The organism is Planctobacterium sp. AWM4_229, from assembly GCF_056160305.1.
Window position 1 is genome coordinate 152,645 of record NZ_JBSWWX010000003.1, and the last position, 12,648, is coordinate 165,292.

The 12,648-nt window shown below is 44.0% G+C and carries 14 protein-coding genes; 10 read left to right on the forward strand and 4 right to left on the reverse strand.

Annotated features, from left to right (window positions below):
- Positions 1-86: 86 nt before the first annotated feature.
- The 5 genes from ACXAGP_RS06965 (at position 87) to ACXAGP_RS06985 (ending at position 3,712) form a co-directional block, all read left to right on the forward strand.
- Positions 87-716: a TetR/AcrR family transcriptional regulator gene (locus ACXAGP_RS06965; RefSeq protein WP_475260417.1), complete on the forward strand. Its 630-nt coding sequence runs from the start codon at positions 87-89 to the stop codon at positions 714-716.
- Between the two features lie 110 nt (positions 717-826).
- Positions 827-2,323, forward strand: coding sequence for a wax ester/triacylglycerol synthase domain-containing protein (locus tag ACXAGP_RS06970; RefSeq protein WP_475260419.1), 1,497 nt, complete (start codon positions 827-829; stop codon positions 2,321-2,323).
- Positions 2,324-2,616: 293 nt separating this feature from the next.
- Complete coding sequence (locus ACXAGP_RS06975) at positions 2,617-2,883, forward strand: hypothetical protein (protein ID WP_475260420.1); 267 nt, start codon at positions 2,617-2,619, stop codon at positions 2,881-2,883.
- 212 nt (positions 2,884-3,095) lie between these two features.
- Complete coding sequence (locus ACXAGP_RS06980; RefSeq protein ID WP_475260421.1) at positions 3,096-3,518, forward strand: hypothetical protein; 423 nt, start codon at positions 3,096-3,098, stop codon at positions 3,516-3,518.
- Entirely contained in the window at positions 3,515-3,712 is a 198-nt protein-coding gene (locus ACXAGP_RS06985; protein ID WP_475260422.1) for a helix-turn-helix transcriptional regulator, read from the forward strand. Before ACXAGP_RS06980 ends, ACXAGP_RS06985 begins: the two co-directional genes overlap by 4 nt.
- Here the strand turns inward: ACXAGP_RS06985 and ACXAGP_RS06990 are convergent.
- From ACXAGP_RS06990 to ACXAGP_RS07000, 3 genes are all read right to left on the reverse strand, one after another.
- Positions 3,709-4,617 (reverse strand): hypothetical protein, encoded by a 909-nt coding sequence (locus tag ACXAGP_RS06990; protein WP_475260423.1) that lies wholly within the window; start codon positions 4,615-4,617, stop codon positions 3,709-3,711. The genes ACXAGP_RS06985 and ACXAGP_RS06990 overlap by 4 nt on opposite strands.
- Before the next feature lie 39 nt (positions 4,618-4,656).
- A complete protein-coding gene (locus ACXAGP_RS06995; RefSeq protein WP_475260425.1) occupies positions 4,657-5,085 on the reverse strand; it encodes a hypothetical protein in 429 nt (142 codons plus the stop codon).
- Positions 5,086-5,282: 197 nt separating this feature from the next.
- Positions 5,283-6,005 carry a hypothetical protein gene (locus tag ACXAGP_RS07000; RefSeq protein WP_475260426.1) on the reverse strand — a complete coding sequence of 241 codons (723 nt, stop codon included), beginning with the start codon at positions 6,003-6,005 and terminating at the stop codon, positions 5,283-5,285.
- Positions 6,006-6,101: 96 nt separating this feature from the next.
- Between ACXAGP_RS07000 and ACXAGP_RS07005 the strand changes: the two genes are divergently transcribed.
- The 5 genes from ACXAGP_RS07005 to ACXAGP_RS07025 all read left to right on the forward strand — a co-directional run bounded on the left by ACXAGP_RS07005 (position 6,102) and on the right by ACXAGP_RS07025 (position 11,811).
- Positions 6,102-7,655 carry a hydroxymethylglutaryl-CoA reductase gene (locus ACXAGP_RS07005; RefSeq protein WP_475260427.1) on the forward strand — a complete coding sequence of 518 codons (1,554 nt, stop codon included), beginning with the start codon at positions 6,102-6,104 and terminating at the stop codon, positions 7,653-7,655.
- A gap of 13 nt (positions 7,656-7,668) precedes the next feature.
- The gene (locus ACXAGP_RS07010; RefSeq protein ID WP_475260428.1) at positions 7,669-8,196 is read left to right on the forward strand and encodes a GNAT family N-acetyltransferase; all 528 of its coding nucleotides are present in this window, start codon (positions 7,669-7,671) and stop codon (positions 8,194-8,196) included.
- 293 nt (positions 8,197-8,489) lie between these two features.
- Positions 8,490-9,335 (forward strand): M23 family metallopeptidase, encoded by an 846-nt coding sequence (locus ACXAGP_RS07015; RefSeq protein ID WP_475260430.1) that lies wholly within the window; start codon positions 8,490-8,492, stop codon positions 9,333-9,335.
- A gap of 43 nt (positions 9,336-9,378) precedes the next feature.
- Positions 9,379-10,716 (forward strand): M20/M25/M40 family metallo-hydrolase, encoded by a 1,338-nt coding sequence (locus ACXAGP_RS07020; protein WP_475260432.1) that lies wholly within the window; start codon positions 9,379-9,381, stop codon positions 10,714-10,716.
- Positions 10,717-10,839: 123 nt separating this feature from the next.
- Positions 10,840-11,811 carry a sulfotransferase gene (locus ACXAGP_RS07025; protein ID WP_475260433.1) on the forward strand — a complete coding sequence of 324 codons (972 nt, stop codon included), beginning with the start codon at positions 10,840-10,842 and terminating at the stop codon, positions 11,809-11,811.
- Here the strand turns inward: ACXAGP_RS07025 and ACXAGP_RS07030 are convergent, their stop codons facing one another.
- Positions 11,812-12,645, reverse strand: a complete 834-nt coding sequence (locus ACXAGP_RS07030) for an MOSC domain-containing protein (protein ID WP_475260434.1) — start codon at positions 12,643-12,645, stop codon at positions 11,812-11,814.
- Positions 12,646-12,648: the final 3 nt, after the last annotated feature.

A 12,648-nucleotide genomic window follows, 5' to 3' on the forward strand; every position in this document is an offset into this window, starting at 1 on the left:
TAACAAGTCCGACCATTGCGTAATTTACGGAACCTGATGCAAAAGCGCAATGGATTACTAAAACAAAACACGGCGACAGGTAAAACATGAAAACAGCAGAGCGAATACTTCTGACAGCATTGGAGCTGTTTAATGACAGTGGTGAGAACAATGTCAGCTGCGTTGATATTGCCCTTGAGTTGGATATCAGTCCGGGTAATCTTTACTATCACTACAAAGGCAAGGAGGTCATGGTGATTGCGCTCTTTGAGATGTACAAGGAGCGCATGGATAAAATATTAGCTTCGCCAAAAGATGTTGACCTTAAAATTGAAGAGTTCTTCTATTTTCTGGTGATGGTTTTGCAAAGTAGCCACATGTTTCGCTTTTTATATCATAATCCTGCTGATTTAATGGCCAAATATCCCACTATTGGCAGAGGCTTCAAGCGTCTGATACAAAGCCAGGAAAAAAGCTTCAATCTGTTACTCAGCCGCTATGTTGGCCAGGGCAATATGCAACTCAATGCTAGTCAGCAGCATCATTTGGTGCGTCTCATTTCAATGGCGTTTACCCAGGCAACTAATTACTATTTACTAAAAGGTGAGGACATTGAAAGTGAACACTACATCTATGAGTGTCTTGGTGATGTGCTCTTTGCATTGACGCCTTACATGAATATTGATGAATCTCAAATTACTTCGCTTTATGCCATGATTGAACGTGAAGAATTTTGAGTAATGGTTACAATGGAAATGAATTAAAGACTCCGTCACAAAAAATCACTACGGCGGAAGTGAACACACAAAAAATACAGCGCTTACAGCAAGTGAGCAGGGACAATAAGATGAGCACAAGTATTCCTTTTCTGGATAAAACCTTCTGGATTACAGAATCGGAGGATAATCCCAAACACGTTGCCAGTTTACAACTGTTGGAAATGCCCGATGATGCTCCAGACGACTACCTGGATAAACTGGTAGAAAAACTGCGTAGTTACAACAAAGCCGTTGCACCTTTTAATTATCGCGTTAAGTCAATTGGTCCTTACCCTATTAAATTTGCACCATTGGAAGAGCTGGACATGGAATACCATGTTAAAGTCATCGAAGTGGATGACGTCTCCGACAAGCACATGCTGCATCAGCTTGTGGCCAGGCTGCACGAGCCCCGACTTGAGCGAGATAAGCCGCTATGGCAGTACACGGTAATCAAAGGCAAATCGGGAAAACAGTTTGCAATGTACGCTAAAATTCATCACATGTACGGCGATGGCGCTACGATGGTGAAATGGTTTCAGGCGGGCTATCTACCCGATCCACAACTAGGTGAATTTACACCTGTTTGGGCGGTAGAGCGTAAACGCAGACCGAGACCGAAAAAAAATCCATTTGTGGCCTTCTTTAAAGGTATATGGGAGTTTTTGATTGCGTTTAAAGATATCCTTATCATTCTGGTGCGATTGTTAATGAAGATCTTGCGGGTTAATCCCACTTATATGCCCATTCCCTTCTCTGGTACCAAAACCATGCTTACCGGACAGGTGAAACGAGGCCGCACAGTCGCAACAGTTGATATGGACTTTTCGCGCGTTCAGACCGTTGGCAAAAGGCTTCGAGCTACGGTAAATGAAGTGCTGTTATGTTGCTTTGATATTGGGGTTCACCAGTTTCTAACTGATCATGGACACACCTTTGAAAAGGCACTTTATACCAATATGCCAATTAACTTGCGTAAACCCGGCGAACAAACCGGGGGCAATAAAATAGCGATAGTGCCGGTGAAATTGGCTCATGGTAAACACGATCCGATTTTGCGGCTGCGTCAGATCATTGAGAATCATCGAGTGGTGAAATTGGCTGCTAAGCGAGCTCATTCTGGTGCTTTCAGTTATTACACTGTGCTTATTCAGACCTTCGCCCTGTTATTTGAAGTATTGCGCATGTCATCACTGGTAAAGCCCATTGCCAACATTTTGATTTCCAACGTGCCCGGGCCAGCAGAAACGCGCTATTTTGGCGATGCAAAACTGTTAGCTGTTTACCCGATTTCCACCATCGTGCCTGGTGGCGGGGTTAATATAACTTTGTTGACCTATAACAACACGGCAAATGTTGGCATTGTCTGTTGTGATACCAATATCAAAAGCCTGGAAAGCATGGCATTGTATTTTAATGATGCTTTTGAGTTACTGGAGAAAGCCATCGACGACCCAACGCTCACCATTGATGATATTGGTGAACGCGTGGTGGATACACCAGTGACCCTTGTTGATGATGACCCCTATAAACATGATGATCACGACCATCATGCACACCCCGAACAACTGGAAAAATCCGCTTAGTAGTAATCACAACAGGCGATATAAAAAGATAAGGCTGCCTCCTGTAGAGGCAGCCTTTTTTTTCACCCAGACAGCAACACGTTTAATGACATAGATGAAATAACGAATTTTTACGTTCAATTATCCTGTGTTTTTGACACCTTATCGCTTCATCGCCGAAAAACACAAACTGGTGGTATTTTGCACGATTTTTTCGGTCATTCACTTTATGCTTTACCCATATCGAGAGCGAAGTGGCTTAACAAAATGTTGCTCTCAAATAGATTTTCAATTAATTCAGATGGGATAAAGTTATGAAAACATTAGTGCAAAAATCAGGTTCATTAGTTTTGGCAACAGTATTGGCTGTGGCTTCTTTAAGCGCTTCGGCTAACGTCACCCTGGACAACGTTACCGATTATTATTTGTACGAGACATTGGTACAGAGCGAGTTTGATTTAGACAACAAACTGGTGAGCCTGGTCGATGCTACCTCAGAATCCAGTTTAAAAGAGCAATCATTATTAATAGCGCAAGAGATAGCTGAGGAAACCATGACTAATCAACAAGTTGCGGAGTAAGCATTGCTCGCTATCACTCGGGTGATGAACCCCGCATCACCTGAGTCACTTTTCTTGTTAAAATATTTTTAATTCCACTTCCTTCCTTAAATACCTCACTATATGTACCTAATATTTGTCAAAAAGTAACGTTTACTTGACATCGCATGGAATGCTGGTTATTGTGACTGTAAGTAAAGTTTGTTTTACTTTATGTAATGGGAGTTATACATATGCAACATGCCACCTCGCAATCAAACAATCTTGAACATCGTACTCGTGTCAACAATAAGCAGCTTTTTATCTGGACATCCATGTGGTTATTAACCACTGCATTAATGGCTTTTGGTCCGAAGTTAATGTGGGACTTTGATAAAACGTTCACTCTAATCGCCGCAGCATCAAATTTACTCGCAGGTGTTAAAATGCTGTTAGTTAATAAAGCTTTCCTGAATGGACTGGATGAATTGCAACGTAAGATTCACTTCAATGCTATGGCTATTTCACTTGGGATTACCATGATAGCTGGCACCTTATACGGCTTATTACAGCCTGCAGGTCTTATCGATTTTGCGCCTAATCCATCCAATCTGTTATTTGTAATGGGAATAAGCTACCTGGTGGCTATCGCAGTTAATAACAAGGTTTACTCGTGAAAAACCGTCTAAAAGTATTGAGAGCCGAGAGGGACTGGACGCAGGCGGATCTGGCAGAGGCGTTGGATGTTTCTCGTCAAACAGTGAATGCCATAGAGAAGGGCAAGTTTGATCCCAGTTTACCTTTGGCGTTTAAAGTGGCTCGCTTATTTGAGTTGCCTATTGAATCTATTTTCTTTGATGAGCAAAGCTAGTTAGCCGTTTTAATTGTGGTTTTGATACCGAAGTCAGAAGGTTGCAGCCATAACCGTGGGTCATCGGTGTCAGCATTCGTGGGTAAAAAAGGATTTTGAATGTTCAATATACGGGTGTCGAAGGAATGCTGCAGCGGAAATATGTCGCGTGTGAGCTCATGCTCCTGCATCAGCTTTCGTATGGCGCCTGTTTGTGCTAAGTGTCGCAAACTGCTTTCAAGCAAAGAGGCTAGTTGAGTGTTTTCCTTACGGGTATAAAAATAGACGGCGAAGGGGTAGTGCAACAGTATTGATTCGAAGCTGATTAAATCTGGATAAAGGTCCTTGCGCAATTGTAGCTCTTTGCGATGGTCATGAATGCCTCTGGGAAAGTAATCACACCTTCCAGCTGCTAACATTTTAAACAAATCCTCGTAAAATACCGAACTGGTTACTCGTAAACCTGCGTGATTCAATATCTTGGTATCCGGCCAATAGCGTCCCTGGCAGGCCACTAGCTTGCGTAATTGTTTGGTGTCTTGCAGTGCAGAAAAGAGAGGGACATCTTTTTTGTGGATGATGAACTTTCTGAAACCAATCAGCCCCATGGTTGTGGGTACAGGAATGGCGGTCAAATCGTTTTCAAGGTCTTTGTCCGCCCCCAACCAATACAAATCAACATTGTTGTGCTTCACTATCTCGGCTATTACTTGCTGTTCACTGACAAAAGGAACTTGCTGTAACCTAAAGCGCTTCTCCGTGATTTGCTCAAACGCCATTTTCAATAATGATTGGTGATAGTCGTGTGATATGTCCAATTCTGAGCGAGCTTCAGGAACCCGAATTACTACAGATGAAGGTGGCTCAGCGCTTAACTGAGTAATAAAGAAAAGTGAAAGGAAAAAGCATAAGAAAATACTGCGCATGCAGGCAGTATAGCTCAAGGCCAGATAAATGGTGCTCGGTTAGTCGAATGAAACCGTTACCGAAATGGTATCGCGATAAGTACCTGCTCGCTCAAAACCATTTACCTGCGGTTTAATTTTGATTACTCGGCCTTTATCTTTACCAGCGGTGCCACTACCTGTGCGTTGTGTAACAGTTTGGGGTGCTGTCAATGACAGGTTGCTTGCGGTGTTGGCTACGGTAAACAAGTAAGGGATGCTATCGCCATTTTCATTGACTAAAACACCATTATTAAGAGAGCTGTAAGTCGCTTGCGCGTTACTTTGTCCGGTATTACACCAGATAAATACATTATTGGTTTTTTGTGCGGTATTAGAAGATAGATCTAAATTCATCGAACGAGATTTAACATTGTTACGCACCTTGCACATAGGCTCAATATCGCCCGCTAAATCCAGTGAAATGGTATTATCACTGTTTGCTGACATAGCGCCGTAACATGTGGATAGCAAAGCTAGCCACACAATGACTGTTAAACTGATTTTCCCCAAGAATGTTTGCATGTCTATTTTTATTTAGCACGCCATAAAAATGACGTTTTTTCTACTTATTTATAATCTGCTCTGATTAAGCAGAAAAGATGCCAACATTTTAAAACGGGGGATTCAAAATGGACTGAGAGGTTTTAGTGGCGAAAGATGAATTGTAGCATGCCATCTTTGACTATCACGGCCTTGCCAAATTCGGCAAACAGTCGCTCTTCAAAATTCTGTTCATCAAGGTAGTAATTCAACTCGGCGTCGTCGCTGAGTCGCTTTACTACTTTTTCCAGGTCGGGCTTGTGATAATCGAGAATCTTTTGTTTGTTGTTGAGCATATACAAAGATAAGTACTGTTTGGCATCTTTATAAATTCCTCGGCTCAATACATTTAAGGTGGTTTTTACCGTCACGCCAAAGACGGAACGTATAGGTTCGGGTACCAGACTATTCATCAGTTGCCGGGTATCTTTCAACAATGAATACTCATCTTGAATGAGGTTCATTTTCGCAACCTTGATGTCGGTTAAAAAGATTTGTTTGTTTTCCCGGTTATAAGCTGGCCAGGCGACACCTTCGATATCCACATGAGCGCGATAGATGGGGTTCGCCATTGAATCAATATTAAGGGCACAAAACAGATGGATAACAAAATGATCCGCCAGTGGCGGCATATTGATTTTTGCTGTTTGGATTATTACTTCACCTTTTGCTCCGGGCACGGGAATATTAAAGGTCTCTGGTAGATTTTCACCAAGCAGCGCATTGATCTCTTCCGCGCTCATGGTGACAGATTTTACTCGACCAAGTTTGATCATCCAGCGGATAAGCCACTGTTTGATTGATGTTTTATCTAATTTAAGTGCCATGAATGACTGTGTTACTGTAGGGTAAAATAATTGTGTTCAACATGCTGACTTGTTGTCTAAAGTTATAACAATACTGTTTATTTGCCAGGGGAAAATATGTTTATACCCAGTATCTTACTAAAACAATTATACACGCGTGGCAGTTTAACTTCATCGAAAGAAGGTATTAGTTTCAAACTTAAGAATCGCCTAAAAGATGCCACAGTAAAAACCATCCAAGAAGTAAAACTCGATGGTCGCTCGGTTCCCATTCAGGATATCAGTCTGGAAATGTCCGACGGTCAATTGGTATCGGCACAAAATCTTAACGGCGATAATCCCCTGGAGTTTCCACTGCGCAGTATCATAGAGCTTCAATTGGCGGGTATAAAGGGGCTGTCTGAAGATGTTAAGCACAATATAGTTATCGGCTTTGAAGTGGCCCCATTCGGTAAGCTTAAACTGGAAGTGGAGGATGTCTTATCGAAAGGCAACGATGCCGACACAGGTATCCCACGAATAGAAGAAAATGATTATAGCCGGGAAGCTGCTGAGACTCGACAGAGTTATATGGAAACCTTTTCAGGCCAAAAATTTGAGCATATCAAGCAGTATTCATTTGAGCCACAGGAGTTGCAGGGCAACATCGAAAACTTTACTGGTGTGGCTCAGGTCCCTCTAGGACTGGCAGGCCCTATCACTATTAACGGTGAACATGCGCAAGGAGACTTTATTGTGCCTATGGCTACCACAGAGGGTACCTTGGTGGCATCCTATAATCGCGGCATTAAATTGATGAATGCTTGTGGCGGTGTTAAATGCACTGTGCTGGATGATGCTATGCAACGCGCTCCGGTGTTTGTTTTTCAGGATGCTCGTGGCGCGCGAGATTTTGTGGATTGGATTGAGGAAAACATTGCCACCATAAAACAGCAGGCTGAGGCTACTTCACATATTGCTAAATTAACCTATATCGATCACTTTCTATCTAATAAATTTGCCTTCTTGCGATTCAATTTTAAAACCGGTGATGCCGCCGGGCAAAACATGGTGGGCAGGGCAACTTTTGCGGCTTGTGGTTGGATTTTGGATTCCTATAAACAACACAAAATCACCGACTTTTATCTGGAATCGAATTTCGCAACGGACAAAAAAGCCTCTCAGATCAATATTATGCGCACTCGAGGAAAACGGGTGGTGGCGGAAATTCGCCTCAAGAAAGAACAGTTATTGCAGATCATGCGGGTAGATCCATTGCAACTTGATTACCATCATCGGGTTTCATCTATCGGCTCATTTCTGTCTGGTGTGAACAATACCGGATTGCATTCGCCCAATGGTATCACTGCTATGTTTATTGCCACGGGACAAGATGTGGCCAACGTCGCAGAATCATCGGCCGCGATTTTTTACTCTGAATTAGACGACGATGGTGATCTTTATTTATCTATCACCATCCCATCTCTCATTGTTGCCACCTATGGTGGGGGAACGGGTTTTGGGACCCAAAAAGAGTGTTTACAAATGATGGATTGTTATGGCGAAAACCGGGTTTACAAATTTGCCGAAATCGTTGCAGGTGTGGTGATGGCCGGGGAAATCTCGCTGGCGGCGGCCATATCCTCGTCTGATTGGGTATCTTCTCACGAAAAACACGGTCGTAATCGCTAAATAGAAGACAGTTATGTTAGAAACCCAAAGACTTATTTTAAGGCAGTGGCAGCCGGAGGATTTGCCCCAGTTTATTGCGATGAATGCAGACCCTGAGGTCATGCGATTCTTCCCTGGTATCCTGTCAGGGCAAGAGTCGATTTTGTTATTTGAAAAAGTCCTAAGCCTTATTGAACAACAAGGGTGGGGTTGGTGGGCTCTTGAATTAAAGGAGACGGGGGAATTTATCGGGGCCACAGGGCTTATGCGGGTATGCTTTGAAGAGTGGTTCACACCCGCAACAGAGATTGGCTGGCGCATTGCCAGGCAACATTGGCGCAGAGGCTATGCTACAGAGGCGGCTAATGAGGCGTTAAGGTTCGCAAAACACAGGCTTGCTTTGCGCAACATCGTCAGCTTCACAACCGTTAACAATACCCCATCTATTGGGGTTATGGAAAAGCTAGGCATGCAACGAGCTTTGCCGGATTTTGAACATCCTCGGGTTCCAGCAGAAACGGGTCTGCGAAAACATGTTTTGTACCAAAAGCAATTAGGCTGAAGCGAATAAGGTGTCCTCATTTTAAATTAGTCGCTAATTACTCAAAAAGAGAAACAGCTCTCAAAATATGACTAAAAAACAAACAGGATGTGGTCGATAATATAGTTACTGTCGATGACAGTTCCATATGTGTGTTCCTTTAAGGTGTTCTTCCTGGACCGCTTCTAACGAAGCGGTTTTTTTATTTACATTTAATATTTTGTGGCTGTGGCCGTTACGTTGTTAATATCCACATTGAAATAAAATATGTTAATCCACGGTTCTTGTCATTATCAGGTTGTGAATTCGATAGTATGAAACTATTCAATCTCTTGCCAATCTTAGCCTTATTCGTGCTTATGTCTGCCAATGCAGAAGATAAATCCTGGTGCAGTGACAACTGGGTATGCGCCGGCACGGAAAAAATCAGACTCGATGAATTTGGCTATTGGGTGGAAAATAAAAAGCCGTTTCCGGTGACGATTACCTTGTACGTTAAAGCAGAAAATCTGAAATCCTTAGATCATGACGGGCAAGGGTACTGGGAGATAACGACGGTTCTTCCAGGAAAAGAGAAGCGCCGCGTTCTGCATTTGAAGCGAATTGTCAATGGTAAGCCAACCCGGGATAGCTACGAATTTGACTGGATACCGGGCAGTATGTATGCACAACATGATGATAATTATCGCTATCAACTTCCCTTTGCCAAAGAAGCCGATTACAGAGTGGTACAGGGCTATGGCGGTGGCTATAGTCATCGTGGCGCTTCCCGTTATGCGCTGGATTTTGCCATGCCAATTGGTACACCAGTACATGCCGCAAGAGAAGGTGTGGTAATCGATATTCAGGAAAGTCACTGGCGCGGTGGTGCGTCACGGCGCTTTGCCAAATACGCCAATTTTATCGTGGTATTACATGAAGATGGCACCACAGGAGAATACTATCACCTTAAAAAGGACGGGGTGATTGTCTCGCCAGGGGATGAGGTACAGGCTGGTGATTTAATTGGTTATTCCGGCAATACCGGATTTTCCTCGCTACCGCATTTACACTTTGCTGTGTATAAAGCGCGTAGTCGTGGCCAGTATCAATCCCTTCCGGTGCAGTTTCAAAAAGCGCCCAATACCTATCAGCGAAGAGGGCTGGGAATAACCGATTGATTAATTTTTTGCATTACGCCGTGAAAATGTCAGACTTTGTTTAATGCAATTATTTTCAAGGGCTGTCGTGACTAAACTCAATTTCATCTTTTTTTGTGCTCTCTTTTTTGTCTTTAGCAATAGCATCGCACTGGCAAACGCCAATACCGAAGCTAAGATCCTAAGTCTCATTGAGTCTTATCAGCCCAAAGCCCGACAATTGCTACGTGAGTCTGTTGCTATTAATAGCGGCACTATGAATTTTGATGGTGTGAAACAGGTGGCTGAGCATTTAAAGGCGGCCTATAAAGAGGCGGGCATCGAAACAGAATGGTTACCCGGAGATGAATTTGGCAGAGCAGGTCATTTGACGACGCAAATTGGTACTCGGGGCGTCAAGTTCGTATTAATTGGTCATCTTGATACGGTATTTGCCAAGGAGAGCGAATTTCAAGCGTACCAAGAGGTGGACGAATTTCATCACAAAGGACCGGGCATCACTGACATGAAAGGTGGCAATATCATCATGTTGCACATACTCAAAGCCTTGAAAGAAAGTGGGGCATTGCAAAATATGCAGGTTAAAGTGATTTTAACCGGCGATGAAGAAAAAAGTGGAAAGCCGCTCAGTGTCGCCAGAGCCGCATTAATTGATGCAGCAAAATGGGCGGATATTGCAATCGGTTTTGAGGATGGAGATAGCGACCCGCGCACTGCCGTTATTGCCAGACGCGGAGCAATAAGCTGGACACTTAATGTAACAGGTCGGCCCGCACATTCATCGCAAATATTCAGAGAAGGCTATGGTGATGGAGCCATCTATGAAGCCGCGCGTATACTAAATACTTTTCGAGAACGACTTGCTTCTTTACCTAACCTCACCTTCAATCCCGGTTTGATTGTGGGGGGAACAGAAAGCCACATTGGTGAAGATGCCAACGCCACTGCATTTGGCAAAGCCAATGTGATCGCGCAGACCGTGCAGGTAAAAGGGGATTTGAGAGCCTTGAGTCCTGAGCAACTATCCTTGGCTAAATCGACGATGTTGGCCATCAGTCAGCAGAATCTTGCCCATACCACTGCGGAACTGGTTTTTGATGAAGGTTATCCGCCCCTGGCGCCCACCGAAGGAAACAAAAAGTTATTGGCGCTGTTCAATCAAATCAGCCAGGAACTCGGGTACGGCGCTGTTGAGGCGGTAAACCCCAGAAATGCCGGCGCAGCTGACATTTCCTTTACCTCTGGTCATGTGCAAATGGCTATTGACGGCCTTGGGCTAATGGGCGATGGCGGACACACCATTCACGAAACCGCCGATATGCGTACCTTCGAGCAGAATATGAAACGCGCTGCATTGTTGATGTATCGGGTTGCCAACAGTGCCAATCTAATTAAACCTTAACGGTTTGAACCCTTTCTTTAAATGAAGAAAAATGAAGCCTGCTGAATGCAGGCTCTTCTCCACATTCTCTGCTAATTTGTATGCAAAATTCACTTAATCTGTATTGATTTGTGGAATGGTGTCGTGAATAGAGCGGCAATTGATGAAGACGTTGGTTTGTATGGGGCATCTAAAATGTCTAAGGTGTTGGCGCAGAGTGAGCATTACCAACACCTGGTGATTTGTGGTTTGCCCAAGTGCGGTACTACCTTACCGCTTACGCTATTTGATAGTCACTCGGAGCTTTGTGTCTTTCCAGAAGAACTGCGTTTTATGGACTCTGGTTGTCAAAATATGCAAAACCCTGATGCTCTGGTGAAGTTGTTGCACAACCACAATACTCGTCAGCTGCAAGCTGATGTTGCCTGGCTGGATGATTATCGCGAACATCTGGGGACGGGCTACGGATTGCGTGATTACTCGAACCTGGAGTTCAAAACTTTTTCTGCAACACTGGATGAAGCTTTTCAGGTGGCACAAACCCCTTTGCAACGCTATTTTGCTTGCTTTCATGCGTTAGAAACCGCTCGTGGCAGGCAAAAAGCACTGCTGAAAGATAAGCCTGTATTGGTGTCTAAGTCGCCTAATAACGAGCTATTTATGTATAGCTGGGAACGTATGCTCCAGAATAAGGTGAAGTTTTTATGGTGTGTACGCAACCCTTTTGAGCATTATCTCAGCATTGTGAATACGTCGAACAAAGTGGGCAAAAATCCTATGAGCGTTGAGCAGTATTGCTTATGGGTAAAAGGGCGCAATGATTTGTTGCCTGCGGAAAACGATAGTTTATTTATATTGCGCTATGAAGACCTGATTGAAAACACCGAAGCGACGGTCCGGGCAATGGCAGACTTTGCTGGTATCGGGTTTCAGCAAAGTCTGGTGCATCCCACTAAGAATGGCACACCCTGGTCTGGCAATTCATCCAGAGGCATTATCCGTCAAGGCATTTATGCAAATCCAGCCAGAGCAAGGGAGCAACTTTCTGCCGATACAATCAAAACTATTGAGACAGAATTGGTCGCTATGCTATCCCGATTCGACTACTGCTTATAATCATCCACTCATTTCGATTGTTAGCACATCATTAATGGCCAACTTTCCGGTTTCTTTGTTGGGCAAATGTGCGTGCTGTCCAAAGTAGGGCAGGGCTTTTTCACCTACCGGGTATTTCTCCATCAGGGTTTGCAAGGGTTGACCCGGGGTAGCCACAATCCCCTTTTTCTGATCAATTGAGGTCATAGGACAGCGCTGGCAAGCGCCTATCATGGCAAAGTTGAGTTGTTCAGAACGCAAACTCTTCCATTGATACTCTTGCCATGCTGAGGTACCCGATAACAGGATATTGGCTCTGAAGCGGTCCATCGGCATCGGCGCAGGTAGCTGCTTGTTTAAGTCCTCTAATGATGATTCACAGGTGATGAGAAAAGGACAGGCATCCGCCAGCTTTAAACTGGATTCTTGTTGGCTTAAATATTTAGTACCCACCGGTCTTTCCGAGGCGTTGTTAAATTTTACCAGGCGTAACTTTGCACCGCGAAACTCCCCCAATACTTTGGTGAGCCAATTGCTCACTTCAGGTGATTCCTCAAAGCCGGATACGGTATCTTTCCAGATCTGCCACTGTTGAGCGGTAGATTGAGGTGTGCCTTCAACTTTAATTTCACCAAATTCAGGATGACTCAATGCCAATTTACCCTCATTGTATTGAGTTTGTATGGTGGCCATCGCCGGGATTTGACGTTGCGTGACAAACTTGCCGCTGCCATCAACAATCATCCATTGACGGTCGCCTTCCAGTCCCACTGGCGTAACCATACTCTCCTTTAAACTAACGCCTGCGAGTGATTTCACAGGATAAATAAACAAACCCGATATGATAGCCTGCATAAG

Excerpts from the sequence above, each read along its gene's own strand:
- ACXAGP_RS06965 (WP_475260417.1), top strand. The coding sequence starts at position 87 with ATGAAAACAGCAGAGCGAATACTTCTGACAGCATTGGAGCTGTTTAAT.
- ACXAGP_RS07005 (WP_475260427.1), top strand. The coding sequence starts at position 6,102 with ATGTTTATACCCAGTATCTTACTAAAACAATTATACACGCGTGGCAGT.
- ACXAGP_RS07030 (WP_475260434.1), bottom strand. The coding sequence starts at position 12,645 with ATGCAGGCTATCATATCGGGTTTGTTTATTTATCCTGTGAAATCACTC.
- ACXAGP_RS06980 (WP_475260421.1), top strand. The coding sequence starts at position 3,096 with ATGCAACATGCCACCTCGCAATCAAACAATCTTGAACATCGTACTCGT.
- ACXAGP_RS07000 (WP_475260426.1), bottom strand. The coding sequence starts at position 6,005 with ATGGCACTTAAATTAGATAAAACATCAATCAAACAGTGGCTTATCCGC.
- ACXAGP_RS07015 (WP_475260430.1), top strand. The coding sequence starts at position 8,490 with ATGAAACTATTCAATCTCTTGCCAATCTTAGCCTTATTCGTGCTTATG.
- ACXAGP_RS06975 (WP_475260420.1), top strand. The coding sequence starts at position 2,617 with ATGAAAACATTAGTGCAAAAATCAGGTTCATTAGTTTTGGCAACAGTA.
- ACXAGP_RS06970 (WP_475260419.1), top strand. The coding sequence starts at position 827 with ATGAGCACAAGTATTCCTTTTCTGGATAAAACCTTCTGGATTACAGAA.
- ACXAGP_RS06995 (WP_475260425.1), bottom strand. The coding sequence starts at position 5,085 with ATGTCAGCAAACAGTGATAATACCATTTCACTGGATTTAGCGGGCGAT.
- ACXAGP_RS06990 (WP_475260423.1), bottom strand. The coding sequence starts at position 4,617 with ATGCGCAGTATTTTCTTATGCTTTTTCCTTTCACTTTTCTTTATTACT.
- ACXAGP_RS07020 (WP_475260432.1), top strand. The coding sequence starts at position 9,379 with ATGCAATTATTTTCAAGGGCTGTCGTGACTAAACTCAATTTCATCTTT.
- ACXAGP_RS07010 (WP_475260428.1), top strand. The coding sequence starts at position 7,669 with ATGTTAGAAACCCAAAGACTTATTTTAAGGCAGTGGCAGCCGGAGGAT.